The 24820-nt window shown below is 74.2% G+C and carries 19 protein-coding genes; 4 read left to right on the top strand and 15 right to left on the bottom strand.

The features are described from left to right. The first annotated feature begins 21 nt into the window (after positions 1-21). Positions 22-1239, top strand: a complete 1218-nt coding sequence (locus tag KBX43_RS01490) for an MFS transporter (protein WP_210882521.1) — start codon at positions 22-24, stop codon at positions 1237-1239. Here KBX43_RS01490 and KBX43_RS01485 read toward each other — a convergent pair. Then, positions 1167-3941: a LuxR family transcriptional regulator gene (locus KBX43_RS01485; RefSeq protein WP_210882519.1), complete on the bottom strand. Its 2775-nt coding sequence runs from the start codon at positions 3939-3941 to the stop codon at positions 1167-1169. The two genes, KBX43_RS01490 and KBX43_RS01485, sit on opposite strands and share 73 nt — an antisense overlap. A 194-nt stretch (positions 3942-4135) precedes the next feature. On the opposite strand from KBX43_RS01485, the gene KBX43_RS01480 reads away from it, so the two are divergent. Then, positions 4136-4657 carry an RICIN domain-containing protein gene (locus KBX43_RS01480; RefSeq protein ID WP_043323284.1) on the top strand — a complete coding sequence of 174 codons (522 nt, stop codon included), beginning with the start codon at positions 4136-4138 and terminating at the stop codon, positions 4655-4657. 53 nt (positions 4658-4710) lie between these two features. Here the strand turns inward: KBX43_RS01480 and KBX43_RS01475 are convergent, their stop codons facing one another. The 9 genes from KBX43_RS01475 to KBX43_RS01435 all read right to left on the bottom strand — a co-directional run bounded on the left by KBX43_RS01475 (position 4711) and on the right by KBX43_RS01435 (position 16804). Further along, entirely contained in the window at positions 4711-6909 is a 2199-nt protein-coding gene (locus KBX43_RS01475; protein ID WP_210882517.1) for a carbohydrate-binding module family 20 domain-containing protein, read from the bottom strand. Between the two features lie 381 nt (positions 6910-7290). After that, entirely contained in the window at positions 7291-9567 is a 2277-nt protein-coding gene (gene katG, locus KBX43_RS01470; RefSeq protein ID WP_069088429.1) for a catalase/peroxidase HPI, read from the bottom strand. Positions 9568-9590: 23 nt separating this feature from the next. Continuing rightward, positions 9591-10019, bottom strand: a complete 429-nt coding sequence (locus tag KBX43_RS01465) for a Fur family transcriptional regulator (protein WP_030499126.1) — start codon at positions 10017-10019, stop codon at positions 9591-9593. Between the two features lie 133 nt (positions 10020-10152). Further along, entirely contained in the window at positions 10153-11151 is a 999-nt protein-coding gene (locus KBX43_RS01460) for a glycoside hydrolase family 11 protein (RefSeq protein WP_064445607.1), read from the bottom strand. Positions 11152-11498: 347 nt separating this feature from the next. Continuing rightward, positions 11499-11975, bottom strand: coding sequence for a hypothetical protein (locus tag KBX43_RS01455; protein ID WP_069088428.1), 477 nt, complete (start codon positions 11973-11975; stop codon positions 11499-11501). A 44-nt stretch (positions 11976-12019) separates the two neighbouring features. Next, the gene (locus tag KBX43_RS01450; RefSeq protein ID WP_082930905.1) at positions 12020-13672 is read right to left on the bottom strand and encodes a class I adenylate-forming enzyme family protein; all 1653 of its coding nucleotides are present in this window, start codon (positions 13670-13672) and stop codon (positions 12020-12022) included. 121 nt (positions 13673-13793) lie between these two features. Next, positions 13794-14558: an ABC transporter permease gene (locus KBX43_RS01445; protein WP_030499122.1), complete on the bottom strand. Its 765-nt coding sequence runs from the start codon at positions 14556-14558 to the stop codon at positions 13794-13796. Positions 14559-14581: 23 nt separating this feature from the next. Then, positions 14582-15559: an ATP-binding cassette domain-containing protein gene (locus KBX43_RS01440; RefSeq protein WP_210882509.1), complete on the bottom strand. Its 978-nt coding sequence runs from the start codon at positions 15557-15559 to the stop codon at positions 14582-14584. A 48-nt stretch (positions 15560-15607) separates the two neighbouring features. Continuing rightward, on the bottom strand, positions 15608-16804 hold the full coding sequence (locus KBX43_RS01435) for a glycosyltransferase (RefSeq protein ID WP_210882495.1): 1197 nt from the start codon (positions 16802-16804) through the stop codon (positions 15608-15610). A gap of 71 nt (positions 16805-16875) precedes the next feature. Between KBX43_RS01435 and KBX43_RS01430 the strand changes: the two genes are divergently transcribed. Together KBX43_RS01430 and KBX43_RS01425 are read left to right on the top strand one after the other, a co-directional pair. After that, a complete protein-coding gene (locus KBX43_RS01430) occupies positions 16876-17814 on the top strand; it encodes a 3-oxoacyl-[acyl-carrier-protein] synthase III C-terminal domain-containing protein (RefSeq protein WP_064445604.1) in 939 nt (312 codons plus the stop codon). 15 nt (positions 17815-17829) lie between these two features. Next, entirely contained in the window at positions 17830-18831 is a 1002-nt protein-coding gene (locus KBX43_RS01425; protein WP_210882493.1) for a 2-hydroxy-acid oxidase, read from the top strand. Here the strand turns inward: KBX43_RS01425 and KBX43_RS01420 are convergent. From KBX43_RS01420 to KBX43_RS01400, 5 genes are read right to left on the bottom strand one after another with little or no spacing between them, the layout of a single operon-like run. Further along, positions 18736-19761 carry a histidinol-phosphate transaminase gene (locus KBX43_RS01420; protein ID WP_209962338.1) on the bottom strand — a complete coding sequence of 342 codons (1026 nt, stop codon included), beginning with the start codon at positions 19759-19761 and terminating at the stop codon, positions 18736-18738. The two genes, KBX43_RS01425 and KBX43_RS01420, sit on opposite strands and share 96 nt — an antisense overlap. Continuing rightward, positions 19758-21029, bottom strand: a complete 1272-nt coding sequence (locus tag KBX43_RS01415; RefSeq protein WP_210882491.1) for an NAD(P)/FAD-dependent oxidoreductase — start codon at positions 21027-21029, stop codon at positions 19758-19760. Before KBX43_RS01415 ends, KBX43_RS01420 begins: the two co-directional genes overlap by 4 nt. Continuing rightward, positions 21026-22726, bottom strand: a complete 1701-nt coding sequence (locus tag KBX43_RS01410) for a prenyltransferase/squalene oxidase repeat-containing protein (RefSeq protein WP_064445600.1) — start codon at positions 22724-22726, stop codon at positions 21026-21028. Before KBX43_RS01410 ends, KBX43_RS01415 begins: the two co-directional genes overlap by 4 nt. Beyond that, a complete protein-coding gene (locus KBX43_RS01405; RefSeq protein WP_064445599.1) occupies positions 22723-23760 on the bottom strand; it encodes a UbiA family prenyltransferase in 1038 nt (345 codons plus the stop codon). Before KBX43_RS01405 ends, KBX43_RS01410 begins: the two co-directional genes overlap by 4 nt. Beyond that, positions 23757-24776 (bottom strand): polyprenyl synthetase family protein, encoded by a 1020-nt coding sequence (locus KBX43_RS01400; protein ID WP_210882484.1) that lies wholly within the window; start codon positions 24774-24776, stop codon positions 23757-23759. The genes KBX43_RS01405 and KBX43_RS01400 overlap by 4 nt, the downstream gene beginning before the upstream one ends. Positions 24777-24820: the final 44 nt, after the last annotated feature.

Below are 24820 nucleotides of genomic sequence, written 5' to 3'. Positions count from 1 at the left end.
GGCTCAACTCTCGGGGGACCCATGCGCCGCAACGCCGTCCTGTTCGTGGCCGTCTCGCTGCTGTCCGGCCTGGGCGGCAGCGCCATGGCCCTGGTCTCCGGCATCTGGATCCTGGACCTGACCGGCTCCACCGGGCTCGCGGCGCTGGCCGGTCTCTGCGTCTACGCCCCGACGCTGGCCGGCCCCTGGCTCGGCGGCCTGCTCGACCGGGTCCCCCGGCGTCCCCTGGTGGTCGGCGTCAACCTCGCTCTCGCCGCCGCGCTGCTGAGCCTGCTGGCGGTGCGCGGGCCCGGCCAGGCGTGGCTGATCTACGACGTCTCGCTCGCCTACGGGATCGGATACGTGCTCGTCGACGCCGGCGAGACCGCGCTGCTGCCCGCCGCGCTCCCACCGGCCCGGCTGGCCGACGTCAACGGCTGGCGGTCGAGCGCGCAGGAGGGCGTGAAGCTGGTCGCGCCGCTGGCCGGGGCGGGCCTGTACGCGTGGCGGGGCGGGCACGTCGTCGCGGTGCTCGCCGCCGTCGTACCGGTGCTCGTGGCCGCCTTGTACGGCGCGTTACGCCTGGCCCGGGCGGCGTCCGCTCCCCCGACCGCACCCGCGGTGGGGCTGCGGGCCGGGCTGACCGCGCTCCTGGCCCGGCGGGCGGTACGCGTGCCGGTGGCGCTCGCGGCGGCGTCCATCGCGATGTCCGGCTTCACCACCGCGGCGCTGTACGACGTGGTGGTGACCGGCCTCGGGCTGCCGTCCACCTTTCTCGGCGTGCTGGCCGGCGCGCAGGGTGGCGGATCGCTGCTCGCCGGGCTGGTCGTCGGCCGGCTCGTCCGCCGCCACGGCGAGATCACGGTGGGGGTCGCCGGCGCGGTCCTGTTCGCGGCCGGCTGTCTGGGACGCTGCCTGCCGTGGTGGCCGGGCACGGTCGCCGCCTCGGTGGTGATCGGCGTCGGTCTGCCGTGGACGCTCGTCGCGGCGGTCACCGCCGTGCAGACGTACACGCCGCGGGAGATGCTCGGGCGGGTCGCCGGGACGGCGAACACGGTGATGTTCGGCCCGATCACGCTGGCCATCCCGCTCGGGTCGGCGGCGGTCGCGGTCGGCGGCCGGCCGCCGCTGGTACTCGCCGCCGTGGCGTGCCTGGCCGCGGCAATGACGGCCGCCCGGCCGGGTCGTCAGCCCGCGGCCGGCGGGCCGGACAGGTGGCGGATCAGCTCCGGCCGGGAGCGCAGCCGAAGCTTCCGGTAGACGTTGCCGAGGTGGTACTCGACGGTCTTCGGCGACAGGAAGACCCGGGCCGCGATCTCCCGGTTCGTCAGGCCCTCCGCCACGTGCAGTGCGATCAGGCGTTCCTGGCCGGTCAGCCGGTCGACGGTCCGGTCGCCGGGCTCGGGCGGCCGCCGGCCGGTGGCGTCGATCTCGGTGCGGCACCGCCGCGCCCAGCCCTGCGCGCCGAGCGCCTCGAACAACCGCAGCGCGGCGTGCAACTGGACCCGCGCGTCCCGGCGGCGCCGGGCCCGGCGCAGCCGCTGCCCGTAGCTGAGCAGCGTCCGGGCCCGTTCCAGCGGGACGACGGCGGGATCGCACCGGGCCAGCGCCGCCGCGAAGACCTCGTCCAGGTCCGGTTCGCCAGCGAGCAGGCCCTCGACGCGCGCGGCGGCGGCGCGGGCGGCGGCACCGCCGGCCCCGGCCAGGTCGCGCAGCCGCCGCGCCGACCGCTGCGGGTCGGACAGGTGCGCGTACGCCTCGGCCAGCTCGGCCGCGACGGGCAGCCACCCCGGTTCGGCGATGCCGCCGTCGCGCTGGGCCCGGCGGACCCGTTCCAGCTCGGTCACGGCGTCCTGCCAGCGCGCCCCCACCACCGCCGCGATTCCGGTGGCGTAGCGGAGCCGGACCTCGATCTCCCGGAACTCGCCCGGCAGGAGCCGGCGGGCGTCCTCGACGTGCGCGAGCGCCTCCGGCTCCTCGCCGAGCAGCGCCTCCACCAGGGCCAGCGCGGCCAGCGCCTCCGCCCGCAGCACCGGAAGCGCCACCTGCTCGGCGATCCGGACCGCCTCGGCGGCGGCCTGGTACGCCGCGTGCAGCCGGCCGGTGCGCCACTCCAGCCCGGCGAGCCGGGGCAGGGCGTACGCCAGCAGGAACACGTCGTCGGCGGCGCGGGCCCGGTCGATCTCCGGTTCCAGCAGCGCCCGCGCGGTGTCGTGGTCCCCGAGCCAGCAGAACACCTCGGCCAGCTCCGCCGCCGAGCCGTCGGCGTGGCCGGCGCAGGCGGCGACCAGGGCACGGGCCGACGCGACCCCTTCGGGCAGCCCGGCCAGCACCTGTGCCGCGGCCAGCCGGATCGGGCCCTTCGGCCAGGTCGCGCCCGCGTCCGCGGCGGCCAGCTCGGCCACCCGCGCGCACAGCGGCACCATGCCGGTGACGTCCAGCCGCGCCCAGAACTGGTTGACGCGGGCGCTCATCAGCCGGGCCGCGCCGAGCGGATCCGCTTGCGCGTACGCCTGCGCGTCGGCCAGGTACGCCTCGGCGCCCGCCGTGTCACCGTGCTGCTGCGCCAGGTGGGCGAGCAACGGCTTGACCCGGCAGCGCAGGTCGGCGCGCCGGGTCAGTCCGATCGCCTCCTCCCCCAGCGTGATCGCGTGCCGACTCGCGCCGGCGTTGGCCCAGGCGCGCGACGCGGCGGCGAGCCGGGACGCGCGTACGTCCGGGTCCGGGGTGAGACGGGCCGACCGTTCGTAGGCGCGGGCCTCGGCCACCACGCCGCCCCGGCGTTGCGCCCGCTCGGCGGAGTCGGCCAGCAACGCGGCGACGCCCTCGTCGGGCACGGTGGTGGCGGCCGCGAGATGCCAGGCCCGGCGGTCGGCGGTGTCGTCGCCGGTGAGCGCGGCGGCCACCGCCAGGTGGGCGGCCCGCCGCCGGCCGGGGCCGGCGACCGAGTGCACCGCGGCGCGGGTCAGCGGGTGGCGGAACGTCACCTCACGGTCGGTCACCCGGATCAGCCCGGCGTCGACCGCCGGGTCCAGCACGCCCAGACGCAGCCCGTCCGCCACCAGGATCCGCTCCAGCAGCGCCGGGGTGGTGACCTCGGTGACCGCGCAGGCGACGAGCGCACGCCAGGTGTCGTCGGGCAGCCCGCGGGCGTGCGCCAGGACGGTCGTCTCGATGCGTTCGACGAGCACGAGAGGCTCCCGCAGCGGCAGCCACCCGTTGCGGTGCTCCTCGGACAGCGTCGCCGGCAGCTCGGTCAGCGCGAGCGGGTTGCCGGCGGTGGCCGCCGCCAGGTCGGCGGCCACCCGGCGGTCCAGGCCGGCGCGCATGGCGAGCCGGATCGCGTCGTCGCGCGCCAGACCGGTCAGCGGCAGCTCCGGCAGGCCGGGCGCGGGGAACGCGGGGGCGTCGCGGGCCGCGAAGACGACGGCGACCCGGTCCGCGAGCAGCCGCCGGGCGGTGAACAGCAACGCCTCGGCGGAGGCCGGGTCGATCCAGTGCGCGTCGTCGACCAGGCAGAGCACCGGCGTGTCCTCGGCCGCCGTCGTGAGCAGGCTCAGCGTCGCCACGTACGCGGCGAGCCGGTTGACCGGACGGGAACTGCCGTCGATGGCGAATACGGTACGCAGCGCGTCGGCCTGCTGCGCGGGCAGATCGCCGAGCCGGTGCAGCAGTGGCCGCGCCAGTTGGTGCAGCGCGGAGAACGGCAGGTCCGCCTCGAACGGCGCGCCGGTGGCGCGCAGCACCCGCATCCCGGTGGACCGGGCGGCACAGTGCTCCAGCAGCGCCGTCTTGCCCACGCCTGCCGCACCGCGCAGCACCAGGGCGCCGCCGTGACCGTCGACCGCGTCGGCCAGCAACGCGCCGAGCCGCCGGCACTCGTCGGCGCGCCCGAGCAGGGCGTCATCACCGGTGTCCGTGGCCGTGCCGACGGCACCGGCCGGCGCCGGACCGCTGCCCATGACCGCACGCTAGCCGCCGGTGTGGTCCGTCCGGGCGGGCGCGACGCGAACCCGACAGGGTGCCCGCGCGGCCTCGTCGACTAGGAGGAACCCGGATCCGGGTGCCGTCGCGGCTCCCTAGCGTCTTCCCCAGTCGTCCGGCCGGTGACCACCGGCGGATCCGGGACGACGACACGACTCCGAGGGGAGACACCATGATCGGGAAGAGAGCGGCCGGGGTGCTGGCGGCGGGACTGCTCGCCGCCGGGTTCGGGGTGGCGTACGGCCCGCCGGCACAGGCCGCCAGCGGCCACTACGCCATCGTCAACTACGGCAGCGGCAAGTGCCTGGAGGTGGACCGGTCCGGCGCCCCGTCGTCGCTCGGCGGCCGGGTCGTGCAGCGCACCTGTGACGGCCAGGCCGTGCAGCGCTGGTCGCCGGTGGGCAGGGACACCTACACGTTCGTCAACCAGTTCAGCGGCATGTGCGTGGACGTCCGCAACGGGGTGAACGCCGACGGCACGCCGTTGCAGCAGTGGGCCTGCACCGGCACGTCGAGCATGAAGTGGACGGTCGACCCGAACTCGTTCGCGGGGGTGCACCAGATCAAGTCGCAGGTCGGTGGCCGGTGCATGGACGTGCGGAGTGGATCGGACGCCGACGGCGCGACGGTCCAGATCTACCGCTGCACCGGGTTCGGCAACCCGGCCCAGGTCTGGTCGTTCGCGGCGGTCTGACCGGCGCGGATGCGGCCCGTCCCCAGGGGTGAGGGGGACGGGCCGCACGATCGTCAGCGCCAGGTGTCGGTGACGGCCCGGGTGCCGCCGGCCGGCGTGGTGAGCGTCCGGTTCGCGCCGGACTCCCAGGTCACCGTCCCGTCCGGGTTCTTCTTGACGTACTTGTACTCGACAGCGGTGTTCGCGGGCAGGTCGACAGTGGCCCGCCAGACCGGGTACGCGGCCGAGGAGAGCGCGACGGCGGCGGCCGGGTTCCAGCCGCCGAGCGCCGGTATGTTGCCGACGACGAACACGTTCTGCCCGTAGGCGGTGGTCGCGGTGACGGAGAACGTGGTGGCCACAGCCGTGGAGACGGTGTCACCGCGGAACGTCTCGGTCACCGCGTACGTGCCGGTGGCCGGCGTGGTGAGCGTCCGGTTCGCGCCGGACTCCCAGGTGACCGCGCCGGCGGCGGTCAGCTTGACGAACTTGTACTCCACCGCGGTGGACCGGGGCAGGTCGACGGTGGCACGGTAGACGCCGCCGCCCTGCGCGGTGAGCTTGACGCCGCTCGCGGGCGTCCACGACCCGAGCGCGGGGATGCTGCCGACGACGCGGACGTCCTGCCCGGCGGCCAGGTTCGCGGTGACGGTGAACGTGGTGGCGATCCGGTCACCCGGGCTCACCGTGGGGGACACGGTCGGCGAGGGCGACACGGTCGGGGAGGCCGACGGGGACGGGCTCGCGCCCGGCCGGGCGTTCACGTGGATCGCGACCGCGTCGTTGGCCGGGAGGGTCACGGTGGCCCGGCCGCCGGACACGGTCACCGTGGAGCCGGTGCAGCCGCTGCCGGTGGCGACGCCGGAGATGACGTCGCAGTACCGGCCATCGGCGAGCCCGGTGGTGAAGGTGGCGGTGGTGGCGGAGCCGGAGTCGTTGATGCCGATCCACGCCCGGTCGCCCCGGTGGAAGCCGATCACGTTGCTGTTCACCGTGGTGAAGTCCGAGACGGTCTTCACCGGGCGGGCGGTGTTGGCCCAGCCGACCATGCCCTTGACGCCGGTGGTGCGGCTCAGGCAGGTCCAGGCGGCGCCGCAGACCGTGTCGGTGACCCGTCCGGTGCCGTCGTGCGGCGGGGACTGGTTGCGGTTGGACCAGGTGAAGCTGTCGTAGACCGACGGCTTGCCGTGCGGGTAGGCCAGCGCGAAGTAGTTGGCCAGCACGTAGTCGGTGCCGTTCTTGTACGACAGCACCACGCCGTCGCGCTCCAGGTCGTGGTTGGTGACCATGGCGAAGACGTTGGCGCCGGGCGCGTCGAGGTTCCAGTTCGGCACGTTGGCCAGCGCCGAGATGGAGCCCTGGAAGGCCGAGCGGATGCCCTTGGCGTACGCGAAGTCGAGCACGTCGCCGTTGGCGATGTACGCGCGGGCCTGCAGCGCGGAGTTGCTCGCCCCGTCGAAGATCTCCTGCGCGACGTACGGGCGCCGGCCCTCGACGACCGTGTTGTTCAGCTTGCCGAGGATGGCCGCGAAGTCGTCCTTGCGGATGTGCTTGACCGCGTCGACCCGGAAGCCGTCGACGCCGAGCCCGATCAGGTCGTTGAGGTACGCGGCGATCTTGTTCCGGACCGCTTCCTTCTCGGTGTACAGGTCCGACAGCGACAGCAGCTCGCAGCTGGTCACCTGGGCCTCGTTGTTCCAGTCGTTGATGGCGCCGCCGGTCGGGCAGTTGTCGCCGGGGCGGTGGAAGTCGCCGTCGCCGTACGGCACGGCCGGGTAGCTGTAGCCGGAGAACTCGGTGCCGGCGTAGCCGCGCGTACCGGCCGGGTTGTTGGTGCCGGCCATGTGGTTGACCACCGCATCGACGTAGACGCGCACACCGGCGTTGTGGCAGGCGGTGACCATCGCGGCGAACTGCTGGCGGTTGCCGAACCGGCTGTCCAGCTTGTACGACACCGGCTGGTACACCTCGTACCACGGGTAGGCGCCGTCGGCGCTGGCGGGCAGCTTCACCGACTCCTGCGGCGGTGCCACCTGCACCGCGCCGTAGCCGGCCGGTCCGAGGTGGTCGGTGCAGGCGGCGGCGACCGAGGTCCAGTTCCATTCCCAGAGGTTGGCGGTCACCTCGCTGTCGTTGAGTACGACGGCGGCGCGGGCGGGTGCGGCGGTGGTGGTGGCAGCCGCGACGGCAACCGTGCCGCCCGCCGCGACGAGCGCGGCGGCGAGCAGCAGGCGACCGGCACGGCCACGGGGGTGTGGCCTGACGGAAAGCATGGTTGGGGGACCTCTTCCGTGGGTTCGAAAGGGTGAGCGGGGGGTGGGGCGGCCGTCCCGGGTAGCGAACACCATGCGCCATCCATGAAAGTCTTTGCAAGAGCTTGCGGCAAAGTTTTCGAAACCCGCAGGCAACACGAGCGGGGTCAGATCCCCGACCACCAGCGGCGATCCACGCTGGACCGAGCGATCCGGCGCTCGGCCGGGATCCCGACGCTCGGGACGAAACAAACCGCTTCGCGGGACGACCGCAACTTCTGAGCAGATTTTCCAACGTTTGCGGGCCGGGTGTGCGCCGCTGATCCCCGACACCCGCCGGACACGGGACGAGCCCCGGTCCGTCGCGGCGCGACGGACCGGGGCTCGCTCGGAGACGGCAGATCAGGCCAGGTCGAAGCGGTCCAGCTCCATGACCTTCGTCCAGGCGGCGACGAAGTCACGCACGAACTTCTCCCGCGCGTCGTCGCTGGCGTAGACCTCGGCGAGGGCCCGCAGCTGCGAGTTGGAGCCGAAGATCAGGTCGACCGCGGTGGCGGTCCACTTGACCTGGTCGGTGGCCAGGTCCCGGATCTCGTACACGTGCTCCTCGGACTCCGACGCCTTCCACCGGGTGCCCGGGGAGAGCAGGTTGACGAAGAAGTCGTTGGTGAGCACGCCGGGCCGTTCGGTGAGCACGCCGTGCGACGCGCCGCCGACGTTGTTGCCGAGCGCGCGCAGACCGCCGACCAGCACGGTCATCTCCGGCGCGGTCAGGTTCAGCATGTACGCCCGGTCGACGAGCAGCACCTCCGGCTGGGTCTTCTCGCCCGGCCGCAGGTAGTTGCGGAACCCGTCGGCGCGCGGCTCCATCACCCGGAACGACTCGACGTCGGTCTGCTCCTGGGTGGCGTCGGTACGCCCCGGGTGGAACGGCACGGTCAGCTCGACGCCCGCGTCGCGCGCCGCCTGCTCGACAGCGGCCGAGCCGGCCAGCACGATCAGGTCGGCGAGGGAGATCTGGGCGCCGCCGGCGGCGTTGAACTCCTGCTGGATGCCCTCCAGCGTCGCCAGCACGGTGGCGAGCTGCTCGGGCTGGTTGACCTCCCAGTTGCGCTGCGGCTCCAGGCGGATCCGCGCGCCGTTGGCGCCACCGCGCTTGTCGGTGGAGCGGTAGCTCGCGGCCGAGGCCCAGGCGGTGGAGACCAGCTGGGCGGTGGTGAGACCGGACTCCAGCACCTTCGCCTTGAGAGCGGCGACGTCGGCGTCGTTCACCAGCTCGTGCGCGACGGCCGGCACCGGGTCCTGCCAGAGCTGGGCCTCCGGCACCCACGGGCCGAGGAAGCGGCTGACCGGGCCCATGTCACGGTGCAGCAGCTTGTACCAGGCCTTGGCGAACGCCAGCGCGAACTCGTCCGGGTTCTCCAGGAACCGGCGGGAGATCTTCTCGTACGCCGGGTCGACGCGCAGCGACAGGTCGGTCGTCAGCATCGTCGGCTTGTGCTTCTTCGACGGGTCGTGTGCGTCCGGGATGATCGCCTCGGCGTCCTTGGCGACCCACTGCTTGGCGCCACCCGGGCTGGTGGTCAGCTCCCACTCGTAGCCGAAGAGGATCTCGAAGAACCGGTTGGACCACTGCGTCGGCTTGTCGGTCCACGTCACCTCGAGACCGCTGGTGATCGTGTCGCCGCCCTTGCCCTCGCCGTACGTGCTGAGCCAGCCCAGACCCTGCGCCTCCAGCGGCGCGGCCTCCGGCTCGGGGCCGACGTGCTGGTCGGCGGGGCCCGCGCCGTGGGTCTTGCCGAAGGTGTGGCCGCCGGCGATCAGCGCGACGGTCTCCTCGTCGTTCATCGCCATTCGGCGGAACGTCTCGCGGATGAAGTGCGCCGCCGCGAGCGGGTCGGCGTTGCCGCGCGGGCCCTCCGGGTTGACGTAGATCAGACCCATCTCGGTCGCGCCGACGCCGGCCACCATCTCCTTCTCGGAGGCGTAGCGCTCGTCGCCGAGCCAGGCGTCCTCGGGGCCCCAGAAGATCTCCTCCGGCTCCCAGACGTCCTCACGGCCGAAGCCGAAGCCGAAGGTCTTGAAGCCCATCGACTCCAGCGCGACGTTGCCGGCGAGCACCAGCAGGTCGGCCCAGGAGATCTTCTGGCCGTACTTCTGCTTGACCGGCCAGAGCAGCCGGCGGGCCTTGTCCAGGTTGGCGTTGTCCGGCCAGCTGTTCAGCGGGGCGAACCGCTGGCCGCCGTCGCCGGCGCCACCGCGGCCGTCCTCGATGCGGTAGGTGCCCGCGGCGTGCCAGCTCATCCGGATCATCAGGCCGCCGTAGTGGCCGAAGTCGGCCGGCCACCAGTCCTGCGAGGTGGTGAGGACCTCGGTGATGTCCCGCTTGAGCGCCTCGACGTCGAGCTTGGCGAACTCCCGGGCGTAGCTGAACTCCGGGCCGAGCGGGTTGCCCTTGTCCGAGTGGGCGTGCAGCACCGACAGGTCGAGCTGGTTGGGCCACCAGTCACGGTTGCTGCGCGGACGACCGCCGGTCTTCGGGGTCGGCGAGTCGATCGCAGGGTTCTCGCTCTCGCTGCCGTGCGCGGTCACGGAGTCGTGCGCGACCGGGCAGCCGGCCGCCTCCTTCGCGTCCACGCCCTGCGGGCTGACGGGCCGGTTGTCCTGGGTGTCGCTCATCTGTTTCCTTCCGAACTGGCGGATCACTGGGCGGTGCGGTCGGCCGCGCAGCCGGGGCAGGCGCCCCAGTAGACGACCTCCGCCTCGTCCACCACGAAACCGTGGTCGTCGGAGGCGGTGAGACAGGGGGCGCTGCCGACGGCACACTCGACGTCGGCGATGGCGCCGCAGGAACGGCACACGACGTGATGGTGGTTGTCTCCCACCCGAGACTCGTAGCGGGCCGTGGCGCCGGCCGGCTGGATGCGCCGGATCAGCCCGGCGTCGGTGAGGGCCCGCAGCACATCGTAGACCGCCTGGTGGGACACGGTGGGCTGCTCCGCGCGGACCAGCGCGATCACGGTGTCGGTGTCGACGTGCGGGTGGTCGCGCAACGCCGCGAGCACCGCCAGCCGGGGCCGGGTCACCCGCAACGAGACCGCCCGGAGCTGCGTCTCGAAGTCGGCCGTCATGCGACGACCTTAGCCCGGTCTTTTGGAATGAATCAAGTTTCTGCCCAGGTGTGTCGGCCGCCACCGCGGCCGTCCGCGCACACGAAAACGGGGGTGCCGCGCCTGGCGCGGCACCCCCTCCCCGGAAGAGGGCTCAGGCGGCTGAGCAACTCGCGGTGGGCGTGTTGCTGTTGCCGTTCTTGTAGAGCGTGATGCCGAAGTTGTTGCCGTTGCCATTGGGACGCGCGGTGAGCGTGCCGCTGGTGCCGCTGACCGAGGCGTTCCAGCTGTTCTGCAGGCTCTGGCCGCCCTGGGTCTGGATGCTGACGACCCAGTTGCTGGTGCCGCTGACCGAGAAGGTCACGTTGAACCGGTCGCCCCACTCCTCGGCCCGGCTGACACTGACCGTGCAGCCACCGTTGTTCGGCGGCGGGGTGGTCGGGTTACCGCTGGTCCCGCCGATCGTGATGTTGGAGTTGCCGCTGCTCTGGTAGCCCTCGGTGGCGAGGATCTGGTAGTCGTGCGAACCGAGGTTCATGCCGTAGCGGGACCAGGCGTCGAAGTGGTTGCCGGCGGTGATGGTGCCGCCCACGCGCTTCGACTGCCGGACGCTCCAGTACTGGTAGAACGTCCGCGTGCCCTCGATCGAGGGGGCGTTGACCCGCTGGGTGCGGTAGATGTCGTACGTGCCGCCGTCGGAGGACACCGAGCCCATGTAGCCGCTGCCCGGCGGGCGCCAGCTGCCCCAGCTGTCGACGATGTAGTACTCGACGAGCGGGTTGCGGGTCCACCCGTAGAGCGTCAGGTACGCGTTGCCGGACGGGTTGAAGCTGCCGGAGTAGCTGACCGTGCGGCGGCCGCCCGGGTTCCAGCCCTTGCCGGCGACGAAGTTGTTGATGTTGCTCCACTGGGTGCTGTACTGACCACCGTTGCCCATGGTCATGGAGACGTTGCCACTGTCTTTCCAGAAGGAATAGAAGTAGCCGTTGTTGGTGCCGGTCGAGTTCGACGTGACGGTGGTGTCGGCGTAGGCCGGGCCGGACGTGACCGCCGTCGTCCCGGCGGCGATCAGCGCCACGGCACAGGCGCCGCCGAAGAGCATCCGGAGGCGTCCGCGCCTGCGGTTGCCCGTGCGGACGGGGGCGTCGTTCATGGACGGGTTTCCTCCCTGTGACCGGCTGGCGCGGCCAGCCGGGTGGCACGAGCCGCATGTGGCCGTCCGCTGGTGGACGGCGGGACGGGCGACTGCGCGCCACGGCGGTGGACGGACATCGACGTCAATCGAGATACGCCGATGGCCACAGTATTGGAGGCTCATTTCTCCGTGTCAACAAGTTCCGGAAATGTTGTGGAAACCCGAAGTGGCACAAATAGGGCGTAGCGCTGCCGCGTGAGGCTTTCGCAGCCCTGCCGGGGGTCTCTTGAACGAGCCGAGTAAGCGATGGTGACCGGAAGTTTCGGCGGCTTTCCGGATCAAGGCCGGGCCCGCGCCGGGCGCCGCTACCCGGTCGAGCCCAGCATCACCCCGAACACGCCGCAGCAGGCCAGCCCGCCGACGACGAGCGTGACGAGGGCGACCGAGTAGTTCGACCACAGGCCGAACCGCGTCACGTCGGTGCCGTACCCGTCGTGCACCCGGTTGCGCCAACCGCCGAAGCGGAACACCAGGTGGTGGGCGGCTCCCGGCTGGACCATGAGCGACGTAGTCATCAGCGGGACGCCCATGAAGTCGGTGTAGCGGACGTCGTGCCCGCCGGCCGGGACGGCGACGTGCCACGTGCCCTCGCCCGGGATCGCGACCACCTGGCGGTCGATCTTGAAGCGGCTGGTGACCGGCGCGGGAATCATGTACGGCCCCCGGTTCACCGAGACCACGAGCACTCCGCAGCCCGGCGGCGGGGCGATCGGGTGCGGGTAGGCGATCAGCGGGACGACGCCGTGCATCGGCGGGTACGGCTGCGAGGGGAGGTAGGACACGGCCAGATTCTGGCACGGCCGCGCCAGGTGTCGATCTCCCCCGCTCAGCCGGCGCCGGGCGCCGCGGCTCCGGCGAGCAGGCGCTGTCGCATCAGGAACTTGCGGACCTTGCCGGTGGGTCCCATGACCACGTCGCCGTCCGGGACGGTCACCACCCGGCGCAGCGTCGCGGCCACCGCGGGGCCCAGCGCGGCCCGGACCCGGTCGGTGCGGTCGCGCGCCGGATCCGCGTCCTCGGCGAGCAGGAGCAGCACGTCGGTGACGGTCGTGCCGTCCTCGGCCGCCGCCGCGACCACAGTGCAGTCACGGACGTCCGGGCAGTGCCGCAGGACGCGCTCCTCGGACAGCGCGGTGTACAGCCAGGTCCCGCCGCCCAGGTCGACCGCGTCGCTGGCCCGGTCGACGTGGTGGTAGTCGCCGGCCTCGTCGCGGTACATCAGGTCGCCGGTGAGGTAGTAACCGCCCAGCCGGGTGCGGTACGTGGTGACCGAGTCGTTCCAGTACCCGAGCGCCAGCGTCGGCGACTTCAGGCCGACGTGCCCCACCTGCCCCGGCGCTACCTCCTCACCGGTCTCCACGTCGAGCAGCGCGATCTCGGCGAACGGGTACGGCTTGCCGACACAGCGGTCGTACCGGTCGCTGCCCAGCCGGTGGGTGATCCGGAACGCGCCGTGCCCCATCTCGGTGGAGCCGAGCATGTCGACGAACTTCGAGCCGGGGGCGTCCACCATGCCGTCGCGGGTGTACGTGGGATGGCTGCCGACCGCGACCAGCCGGCGTACGTGCGACTCGTGCGCGCAGTCTCCGGTGTTGAACCAGTTGCGCACCGAGCTGAGGTCGCGGGTGGTGAGGTCGACCCGCGCCAGCTCGGACCAGGTCACCGCGAAGCCGAAGACGCCGGTGGGGCGCCACCGTTCGATCGCGGAGAGGATCGTCTCGGCGCTGCGCGCGAACGGGCCGCCCTGCGCGGACAGGCACAGCAGCTGGTAGCCGTTGCAGAGCGCCTGGTTGAGCGTGATGATGCCGGCGGCGTGCGCGGCCGGCAGCGCGGACATCTCCCGCACCTCGCCGTACGGCCGGGACTCGGTGAGCCGGACCGCGCGGATCGCGGCGAACAGGCCGTGGTGCGAGTGGACGATCGCCGCCGGCACCCGGGTGGTGCCCGAGGAGTGGGTGATGACCACCGGGTCCTGCGGGTGGTGCCGGTGGTGCGGCGGGGCCTGCGCCGGGTCGCCCGCGCCGGTCTGCGCCGCGTCGCCGAGGACCGGCGCGCCGAGGTCGTGCCCGGCCAGGGCGGCGTGGTCGGCGTCGACCACCACCCCGGCGGCGCGCAGCCGCCGCACGAACTCGGCCGCCAGCTCGATCGGCATGTTGCCGTTCATCAGCGCCGGGATCGCGCCGAGCCAGGTCAGCGCCAGGAAGTTGAGGAACACGTCCGGCGCCGAGGTCACGTACACCGCGATCGGGTCGGCCCGGCGGACGCCGCGCGCCCGGAACCACGCCGCCCGCGCCGCGACCCGCTCGGTCAGGGTGGCGAGCGACAGCGGCGTCCAGGCGGGGATGCCGTCGACGTCGACGTCGAACGTCACCCGGGGCATGTCCATGTCGGCGCCGTGCTCGGCCAGCCGGAGCAGCACGTTGCCCGCGCCCAGCTCCATGTCGGCCGCCAGCGTCGCGCGGAAGTTGTCGGCACCCAAACGAGTCGCCTCCTCAGCTGACACACGTCACGGCCGCGCCGGCGGCGTACCGGCCGCCGGGCGGGGACACGATCAGGCTAGAGCGCCCGCCACGCTGAGACAATGCTCGATGTACGCTCGGTCAGGAGACGTCGCGGTTGAACAGCCGCGACGACCAGAACAGGCTCGCCGCGGCCAGCCCGGACATGATGAGCGCGCCCTGCCAGACCACGCTCTGGGTGATCTGGCCGGCGAACAGCGCCCGCATGCCGTCGGTGGCCCAGGCGAACGGATTCCACACCGCGACCCGCTGGATCCACATCGGCGCCAGCACGAGCGGGATGAGCACGCCGGCCAGCAGCGACACCGGCTGCCCGACGGTGTTCACCAGCACGCCGAGGCTGTTCTCGTTGCGGACCAGCAACGCGATGTCGTACGAGATCGAGGTGCTCAGCAGCACCATCACCGACAGCAGCGCGTACGACACCAGCAGGTTCGCCAGGTGCACCCGCAGGCCGAACGGCAGCGCCACGAGCGTGACCACCATGGCCTGCACCACGTTGAGGCACACGTGCATCAGCGCCCGGCCCAGCAGCAGGCCGGTCCGGCTCACCGGCGTCACCCGGCACCTGTCGATGATGCCCGCGCGCAGCGCGCTGAGCAGCCCGTAACCGGCGAACAGGCCGCCGAACAGGCCCATCGCCACGAACAGGCCGGGTACGTAGATGCGGTACGCGTCGGCGTAGGTCGAGGCGCCCCGGTCGACCATCACCACCTTGAGGAACGGCGCGAAGAGGATCAGGTAGGTGATCGGCTGGGCCAGGCTGAACGCCACCATAACCGGGTTGCGCACCATCAGGCCGGCCTCCTGCTGGAAGATCAGCCAGGTGTCGCGGACGAGCTTCACGCCGTACTCCTCTCGGCGTCCGGTCACTCGGCGAGCGACCGGCCGGTCTTGGCCAGGAACACGTCGTCGAGGCTGGGCCGGCGGGCCTCGATCGCGCCGGGCTCGATGCCCCGGTCGTAGAGCGCCCGCATGACCTGCGGGATGGCCGTGGCGGCGCTGTCGACGTAGAGCCGCAGCGTGCCGTCGACCGGCTCGGCCGCGTGCACGTACGGCGCCTCGGCCAGCAGCTTCGTCGCGGCCGGCAGGTCGCCGCCGGTCTCGTCCGCGACGTCGGCGGCGGCGAAGTCGACGGCGACCACGTCGCCGGAGATCTCGCGCTTGAGCGCCGACGGGGTGCCCTCGGCCACGATCCGCCCGGCGTCGATGATCGAGACGCGGTCGCAGAGGCTGTCGGCCTCGTCCAGGTAGTGCGTGGTGAGGAAGATGGTCATGCCCTCCTCGCGCAGCCGCCGTACCTCCTGCCACATCCGGACCCGGCTGGGCGGGTCGAGCCCCGCCGTCGGCTCGTCCAGGAACATCACCTGCGGCGAGTGGATGACGCCGAGCGCGACGTCGAGGCGGCGGCGCTGCCCGCCCGAGTACGTCTTGATCTTGCGGTCGGCGAAGTCGTCGAGCTGGAACGCGCGGATCGCCCCGGCGGCCAGTTCCTGCGCCACCGACTTGGACAGCCCGTGCATCCGGGCCTGGAGCACCAGGTCCCGCCGGGCGGTCGAGTCGTCGTAGGTGCCGCTGGCCTGCGCCACGAAGCCGATCCGCCGCCGCACCTGCGCGGGCGAGCGCAGCAGGTCGACCCCGGCGATGGTGGCCGCTCCCCCGCTGGGCCGGATCAGCGTGGCGAGCATCCGCAGCGTGGTGGACTTGCCCGCGCCGTTCGGGCCGAGGAATCCGACGATCTCGCCGCGCCGGACCGCGAAGTCGACGCCGCGTACCGCCTCGACAGTGGTGGCGCCGCGGCCACGTCCGACCCGGAAGGACTTGCGTAGGCCGGTGGCCTCGATCATCGAGCCTCCTCGTGCGGCGCGACGCCGGCGCGGGTGCGTCAGGTCAGGCTAGTTCGGCCCCGACGGTTGGACAACGATCGATGCGTCAGTGTCGGGAGCCGTGCGTGCCAACACGGCGAGACGTGCCGCCGCCGCGCGGGCGCCGCCGGCCGCCGCGAACGACTCCCCCACCCGGCGCGCTCCCGCCCGGTACGCGGGTTCGTCGAGCACCGCGCTCAGCGCGGCGGTCAGCTCCGCCGGGGTCGCGGAGCCGAAGGAGACCTCCAGTCCGGCGCCGGCCCGGCGCACCTGCCGCGCCACCGCCGGATGGTCGTGCCGGATCGGCGCGACCACCACCGGCACACCGTGGGCCAGCGCCTCGGACACGGTGCCCAGCCCGCCGTGCGACACGAGGGCGTCGAGCCGGGGCATCAGCGCGAGCACCGGCACCCGGGGCGCGACGAGCACGTGCGGCGGCGGGTCGGGCACCAGTCCGGCGCCGGCGGTGAGGATCACCTGGACCCGGTCGGCGAGCGGCGCGGTCGCCGCCGTCATCCGCCGGTAGAAGTCGGCGGCGAGGTGCTCGGCCATCGTGCCGACCGTGACCAGCACGTGCCGGCGGCCGGGATCCCACGCCTCCCAGGCGAACGCGGGCGCGTTCGGCCGCCGTCCCAGCGCCGGCCCGGTGAGCACGCAGCCCGGCGGCAGCGGCGCCGGGCCGGTGAGCGCCGTCGTGGTCAGGCCGATCACGAGGTACGGCGAGAAGCGCAGGTCGATCGTCTCGTCCACGGGCAGGTCGGTCATCGCCCACACGCGGCGGACCTGGGCGTCCACCCAGCCGGTGAACTCGGGCATCTCCTCGGTCGGCGGTGTCAGCTCCAGCATGCCGACGCAGAACGTCGCCCACGGCAGCCCGCGGCGGTGCGCGGCGAGCGCGCCGGCCAGCGCGTACTGGTCGGCCACCACCACGTCCGGCCGGTACCGCTCGACGGCGGCGTCGGCGGCGTCGCGGATGAACCGGTTCGCGGGCAGCACGTGCCCCTCCCAGAGGCTGCGCACCGAGGCCATCCCGGCCGCGTCGTCGGAGCGGTAGTAGCGCTTGCCGGTGGGGAACAGCGTGGCGTCCGGGCCGACCAGCGGGCGCAGGTCGCTGCGCGGCCCGACCCAGGCCACCTCGTGCCCGGCCGCCTCCAGCTCCTGGACGATGGCGACCGGCGCGTTCAGATGGGACTCCACCGGCAGGACGACGAACAGGAAGCGAGCCACGTCGATATGATCGCACGCGCGTTGACATCCATCGGCGTCACTGATCTGATCCGTGTCGTGACGGTTCGCGCATGACGGCCATCGAGGCCGTCTCGGTGTTCCTGCCGCAGCGCCGGGTGCCGGTCGAGAGCCTGGCCGCGCCACTGGGCCTGAGCGACATGCAGGTGCGCCTGTTCCGCCGCTTCCACGGCCTGACCGAGGTCCGCCGCGACCCCGGGCTGTCCCTGACCGACCTGCTGCTGCGCGCCGCGCACGGCCTCACCGCGCTGCACACGCTGCGGCGGCGGGTGCGGTTCGTGGTGTACGGGCGGGCCTTCCCGGTGGTCACCCCCTACCCGGTCAACCCGCTGCACGAGGTGTGCCGCGCGCTCGGGCTGGGCCACGCGCTCGCGTTCACGCTCACCCAGCAGTCCTGCGCCAGCGCGCTCGCCGCGATCGACGTGGCCGGGCGGCTGCTCGCGTCCGAACCGGACACGCCGGACGGTCCGCCGCTGGCGCTGGTGCTGACCGGCGAGAAGGCGTTCACCCGTGACGCCCAGTTCATCCCGGAGACGTCGGTGTTCAGCGAGGGCGCCTCGGCCTGCCTGCTCAGCGCCGGTGGCGGCCGGGACCGGCTGCTCGCGTACGCCTGCCACCAGCGGGGCGAGTTCGACGTGGCCGGCGGCGAGTCCCCGGCGCGGTTCCAGCGGGCGTACCGGCCGGCGCTGGCCGAGGTGATCGGCCGGGCGCTGGAGCGGTCCGGCACGACGCTGTCCGAGCTGCGGCTGGTGCTGCCGCACAACGTGAACCTGATGACCTGGAAGCGGCTGTGCCGGCTGATCGGGCTGCCGCTGGACCGGGTGCTGCTGGACAACGTCACCGAGACCGGGCACGTGTTCTGCGCCGACGCGTTCGTCAACTACCGCACCGCCCGGCAGCGCGACCTGCTCCGGCCCGGTGACCGCTATCTGGTCGCGGCGGTGGGCGCCGGGGACGGCGCGACGTTCGCCGCCATGGTCTTCGAGCACTGAGCGGCGGAGGCCACCATGGAGACCGGACTCCGCCTGCTGCGGGCCGCGCGGCGCACGTTCACCGGTCCGGCCGCGCTGCTCGGCGACCCCGTGCTGCGCGAGCGCGCCGCCGGCTACCTGGCCGACCTGACCCGGCCGTACGGGCTGCGTGTGCCCGGCGGCCTGTTCGACGCGCCCGCGGCGGCGCTGGGCCAGTCGTACGGGGAGATGGCCGCCGAGCTGATCCCCGCCGTCGTGCCGCCGGACGAGCCGGTGGACCTGCTCGTGCTGGCGTTCGCCGTGCACGACATGCTGCCCGGGCGGGCCACCGCGGCGTACCTCAGTCACGTCTGCCCGGGCACGCCGATGTCGTTCGCGCTCTGCGACCAGGGTTCGGCGGCGGCGTTCACCGGGCTGCGGATCGCCCGCGCGTACGGGTGCCGCCGCGCCCTGGTGCTCACCGTCGAGCAGGCGGTGCTGCCGTACGACGCGGCGGTGCCCGTACCGGCGCGCCACCGGGCCGTGGCCATGCTCTACGACGCGCTCGCCGACGACGGCGCGACCGGCGGCGACAGCGATGGTGCGGCCGGCGGTCCCGAGCTGATCGGGCTCGGCGGCGGCGCGCGGGTGACCGCGCTGCGCCAGCACGTGGACGTCGACGCCGGCGACGTGGCCGCGCTCGCGGCGGCCGAGGTGGGCGAGCTGACGGCCGGACGTACCGATGTCGCGGTCGTGCTCGGCGCGGACCTGGCCGCCGTGTGGCCCGGCCACGGCGGCGCCGCGATGACGACCGGGCCGCGCAGGCAGCCGTCCACCGGGGTCTGGTGGGCGCTGCTGGACCGTCTCGCCGGGGACGCGGCGCGGCCCCGGCCGGTGGTGGTGGCCGACTACGAGCCCGGCCTGAACTACCTGAGCGTGGTCGCGCTGGCGCCGGCCGGCCGGTCAGAGCCCGTCGGCGAGCGCCGCGCGGACGAACGCGAGCAGCCGCTCGTTCGCCTCCGGGGAACCGACGGTGATCCGGACCCCGGCGCCGGGTAGCGCCATGACCAGGATGCCGGTCTCCCGGGCCCGGTCGGCGAACGGCACGGCCCGCTCTCCCAGCGGTAGCCACACGAAGTTGGCCTCGCTGGGCGCCACGGTGAGCCCGAGGCCGCGCAGCGCGCCGACCAGGCGGGTACGCTCCGCCACCAGCTCCGTGCACCGCCGGGTCAGCTCCGCGTCCACCTCCGGCGTCAGGCTCGCCACCGCCGCCGCCTGGGCGAGCGCGGAGGGGAAGAACACCGCCCCGGTGAGCGCGGCGGCCCGGGTGAGCCGGGGCGGCACGACGGCGTACCCGACGCGCAGCGCGGCCAGCCCGTACGCCTTGGAGAACGTGCGCAGCACGCAGACGTTGCCGTACGCCCGGTACAGGTCCATCCCGTCCGGCGAGCGGGGGTCGGTGACGAACTCGCGGTACGCCTCGTCCACGATGACCGGCACGTCGGCCGGGATCCGGTCCAGGAACGCCTCGACGTCGTCGCGGCGCAGCGCCGCCCCGGTCGGGTTGTTCGGGTTGCACAGCAGCACGCAGCGGGTCCGCTCGGTCACCGCGTCCGCCATCGCGGGCAGGTCGTGGCCGTACCCGTCCATCGGCACCGGCACGGCGCGGGCCCCGGCGTTGCCGATGATCAGCGGGTAGCCCTCGAACGACAGGGCCGGGTGGACGACGTCCGGCCGGGGCCCGAGGGACTGCACGAGGTGCTGGCACAGTCCGGCCGAGCCGGGGCCGACGAGGATCGCCTCCGGTCCCACGCCGAGCCGCCGGGACAGCGCGGCCACGAGCGCCGCCGACGTGCGGTCCGGGTAGCGCTGCAGCGCCGCGGCGGCGTCGGCGACCACCCGCCGCACCCCCGGCAGCGGCGGGTAGGGGGTCTCGTTCATGGACAGGTCGGCCGGCGGGTGCGTCCCGACGGCGGTGCCAGGCGTCATGGTCGCTCACTTTCCGACGGGACCGGCGGGGTGTGCGCTCGCCGGTCGGCCAGGAGCCCGAGCTGGTACAGCCGGTCGACCGCGGACAGCGGCCGGACGTCGGTGCCGGAGAGGTTGCCGGCGGTCAGCCCGAGCAGGCGGGGGTTGGCGGCGGTGCGGCGCATCATCCGCGCGCCGAGCAGCTTCGGCAGCCCGGACACCGCGGTGATCATGCGGGAGGCGTTGTGGCTGACCGTCGCGACGTGGTCCAGGCGGGGCCGCCGCGCCGCCTCGAAGGCGAGCAGCGCCCGGTCCACCGCCGCCGGTTCCGGCGCGCCGCCCTCGGCCGCCAGGCAGGCGGCGAGCGTCTCGGCGTCGCCGAGGGAGCTGTTGACGCCCTGCGCCGCCATCGGGTGCACCGCGTGGGCGGCCTCGCCGGCGAGCGCGAGCCCCGGCACGGCCAGGCGCGCGCTGCGCAGCCGGTAGACCGCGAGCAGTTGGCGCCGGTCCAGGCTCGCGCGCAGCGCCGCGCCCAGCGGGCGGATCGCCGGCACGTCGGCGAGCAGCCGGTCGCACCACGCGCCCAGGTCGACGCGCCCCCGGAACTCGTCCGGCGTCACCTGCGCGTACAGGCGGCACCGCCCGCCCGGCAGCGGGTAGACCAGGCAGAGTCCCCGGCCGGTGCGGTAGGCGGACACCTCCTCGGCCACGTCGGCGCCGGCCACGTCGAAGGCGACCAGGCCGTGCGGGTACTCCTGGCGCCGCACCGCGATCCCGGCGCCGCGGCGCAGCGGCGACGACATGCCGTCGGCGGCGACCACCAGCGGCGCGTGGATCTCCTGTTCGGCGCCGTCGGCGACGAACCGGACGCCGCCGATGCGCCCGTCGCTGTCGCGCAGGACGCCGGTGACCCGCGCTCCCCACCGGATGCGCGCTGCGGACGGCAGCCGGTCGGTGAGCACGCGGCGCAGGTCGCCGTAGTCGGCGCAGAGGATCTGCCGGTACGCGCCGGGCAGCCCCGCGTAGTCCAGGCAGAGCAACGGCTCGCCGGCCGGGTCACGGATGGCCAGCCGCCCGACCGGGCGCGCGCCGGTGGCCCGCAGCGCGTCCAGCAGACCCCAGGAGTCGAGGATGCGTACCGTCTCGGGCTGCAGGATCTCGCCCTTGGCAATCGACGCCGGGGTGCGCTGCCGGTCCAGCACCAGCACCCGCAGGCCGAGCGCGCCGAGCGCGCGGGCGCAGGCCAGGCCGCCGGCGCCCGCGCCGGCCACCACCACGTCGGGGGTCATCGGGTCACCGCCGGCGGCGCCACGTCCGGCCGCGCGGCGGCGGCCCGGCGGTACTCGCCGAGTGCCCGCAGCGCGAGCGCCTGGGTGATCACGGCGTTGGGATAGCGCATGTGGTGGCGGATGTAGTTGCACACCCGGGCCGCCGGCCAGCTCCCGTCCGGTCCGGCGGCGGCGACCAGCCGGGCCACGCCCCGGTCCACCGCCCCGGTGGCGTCCGGGTCGCCGGTGGCGAGCAGACCCTGGACGGCCCAGGACGTCTCCTCGACCGAGCCCGCCGTGCCGTCGCCCGGCCCCCACGAGCCGTCGGGCAACTGGGTGTCGCGCAGCCACCGGGCCGCCCGGCGCACCACCTCGTGCCGGGCGTGCCCGACCCGGGACAGCGCGGCGACCACGACGGCGGTGCCGGAGGTGTGGTCGCGGTACCAGAGGTTCTCGAACGTGCCGTCGGGCGCGGCCCGGGTCAGCAGCCAGGCCGCCGCCCGGGCGATCGCCGGATGGTCGTCCGGGTGGCCGGCGTCGTGCAGCGCGAGGATCGCCTGGCTGGTGATGGCCGGGCACGGACCGTCGTTGGCGAGCCGGGTGTCACGGACCCACAGGCTCCACGAGCCGCGGCTGTCCTGGCGGCCGACCAGCCACGCCAGTCCGTCGCGCAGGACCGGGTCGGCGTCGGCCCCGGGAAAGCCGGCCAGCGCCGAGAGGATCTCGGCGGACTCCAGCGTCACCGGCCAGCCGCGCGCGTTCGAATAGCTCCATCCGCCCGGCGGCACGTCCAGCACCTCGAACGCCTCCGGTTTGCGGCCGGCGTGGAGGAACTCCCGGGTGGCGCGCAACCGGGGGTCGTCGGCGTAGCCGGCCGCGATCAGCCCGGTCGCCGCGTACCCGGTCCGGGTCAGGTCCAGGTTGGTGACCGCGTCCCAGGCGCCGTCGGGGCGTACCGCCCGGCGCAGCCAGCCGACGACGGCGCGGGCGATGTCCGGCGCCTCGCCGCTGCGGGCCAGGCCGAGCAGCACCAGCGCGGCCGGCCACGGGTCCTCGCTGAGCGCGCCGGTGCCGCCCTCGTGGTCGTGGATGGACCGCAGCAGCCGCAGCGCCACCGGCCGGGCCCGGCCCAGCGTGGCCCGGCGCAGGCGGCCGGTGGGCAGCAGGTCGGCCTGCATCAGGGCGAGCCCGATGAACGGCGCGGTACGGAACGACAGGCGCTGCCGGCGTACCCGGTCGAACAGGACGATCTCCAGTGGCAGCCGGCGCAGCGGGCCCGCCTCGGCGGTCATCCCGGCCATGGTGAGCAACTGGCGGCAGAGCAAGGAGATGGCCGGGTCGGTGACGGTGTCGACGCCGCCCAGCGCGGCCAGCCGGGTCCGGCCCGCCGCGATCGCCCCGGCGCTGTCGGCCGGCGCGGTCAGGGCCAGCGCCGCGATCGCGACGGCGGTGGGCACGACCTCGGTGCCGGCGCCCACCACGCCGCCCCAGCCGCCGTCGTCGTGCTGCTGCCGGCGCAGCCACGCGGTTCCGGCGCCGACCAGGTCCGCGCAGCCGGACGGGTCGGCGGCGTGCAGCGCGGCCACCGCGCCCGCGGTACCCAGCACCGAGGCGGGCGGGTCGTCGCCGAACGCGCCGTCGGGGCGGCGCCGGCGCAGGAGCGCCTCCGCGCCGGCGGTGACGGCCTTCCCGACGGCCTCGGTGGTCACAGTGGTCATGGCGCGTCCTCCACCGGTACTCGACTGCGGGTGGCGAGGGTCAGGCCCGCGACCGGCGGACCGAGTTCGTGCCGGGCACGCATGGCGCGCTGCGCGACCCAGGTCAGCGCGACCATCGGCAGCGCGAGCGCGAGCTGCACGGCGACGCCGAGGCCCAGCCCGACCGCCGCGGAGGCCAGCGCGACCCGCTCCACCACCAGGACCGAGTGCGCGCGCAGCGCCACCACGACCGGCATGCCGCCGCGCCGGCGCACCAGCGGGGCCAGTGCCACCACGCCGGTCAGCAGGACCACGAGCACGGTGATCAGGTACGCGGTCCGCGCGTCCCGGCCGGCGAGCAGCCCGGCGGCCACGGCGGCGGCGATCGCGACGGCGTAGAGCGCCAGCACGGTCCGCACCGCGAACGGCACGCCCCGCCCCACCGGCAGCGTCCGGTAACCGCCCGCGCGGTCGCCGTCGATGTCGCGCAACGCGCCGACCAGGTTGGACATCGCGTCGTGCGACCAGAACGCGACGACGAGCGCGAGCAGCACCGGCGTCGCCGAGGCGCGGTCCGGAGCGAGGCCGGCGGCGAGCGCGCCGTAGACGAGCGCGACCGCGCCGAGCGCGCCCCGGACCAGGTTTCCGGCGATGCCACGGGCCTTGAACCACCTGCTGTACGCGACGATGCCGCACCCGGCCAGCAGCGCCGCCGCGGTGGTGCCCCACCCGCCCAGCACGGCCAGGACGCCGAGCAGCGTGAAACAGGCCCAACCGCACCAGAGCGCGGTGCCCGCGCCGAGGCGCCGGGAGGGGATCGGCCGGTGCGGTTTGCTGCCGGCGTCCAGGTGCCTGTCGAAGTAGTCGCCGAGATAGTGGCCGCCGAGCCAGCCGGCGGTCGGCGCGGCCCAGGCCGACAGCAGCACCCACGGATGGTGCGGGCCGCCGGCCACGGCGGCGCCGGCCAGGCCGACCAGCCCCACGTACCAGAGGGTGTAGGGCCGCCAGGTCTCGACGTGGGCCCGCAGTGCCCGCACGGCGGCGGCCGTGCTCACGCCGTCCCGCTCGTCATCCAGGCCGCGATGCCGGTGAGCACGTCCGCGCCCGCGGACGGGGTGAGCACGGCCAGCTCGGCGCGGGCCCGCTCGGCGTGCCCCACCATCCGCTGGCGGGCGCCGTCGACCGCGCCGACGTCGCGCAGCAGCGCGGCGACCCACTCGACGTCGCCGGGACCGGCGCCGCGCCGGTGCAGCACCGCCAGCAGCTCCACCCGGGTCGCGTCGGTGACCGCGTCGTACGCCAGCAGCAGCGGCAGGGTGGGGCGGCCGTTGTTGAGGTCGCTGGACGCCGGTTTGCCGGTCTGTTCCGGGGTGGCCAGATAGGACAGCAGGTCGTCGCGGATCTGGAAGGCCATCCCGAGGTGCTCGCCGTACCGGGCCAGCGCGGCGGCAACCGGCTGGTCCGCGCCGCCGAGCAGCGCGCCGATCTCGCACACGGCGCGGAACAGCGCGCCGGTCTTGAGCCGGATCATCTCCGGATACCAGCGGGCGCCCGCGTCCAGGTCGCCGACGAGCCGCGCCTCCAGCGCCTGCCCCCGGCACAGGTCCTGTCCCGCCTCGGCCAGCGCGGCCACCGCGGCGACGACCGGGCCGGCGGGGGTGTCCGGAGCGCCCTCCACGACGGCCCGGAAGGCGTGGAAGATCAGGTGGTCGCCGGCCACGATGGCGCCGGGGATGCCGTACGCCACCGGGACCGCGGGGCGGCCGCGGCGCAGCGTGTCGGCGTCGATGATGTCGTCGTGCACGAGCGTCGCGACGTGCAGGTACTCGGTGGCGAGCGCGGCGGCGAGCGCGTCGCGGGGAGATCCGCCGACCGCCTCGGCCGCGTGCAGCGTCATCATCGGGCGCAGCATCTTGCCCGCCGGCAGCAGCGCGTAGCGCACTATCGCGTCGAGCTGGTCGGGTGTCTCGGGCCACCGCCGTCCGAGTTCGGCGCGCAGCAGCCGTCCCGATTCGCTGCGGGCGAGGTCGTCGATGAAGGGCGGATATCGCGTGGAGCCAGCAACCGTCATGACGCGTCGACCCTTTCGCGAGGGATCGGCTAGTCGCCACGCGA

Origin of the sequence: Micromonospora sp. C41, from assembly GCF_018070485.1 — a bacterium.
GTDB lineage: Bacteria > Actinomycetota > Actinomycetes > Mycobacteriales > Micromonosporaceae > Micromonospora > Micromonospora chalcea.
This window is presented reverse-complemented; position numbering and strand designations above follow the sequence as displayed.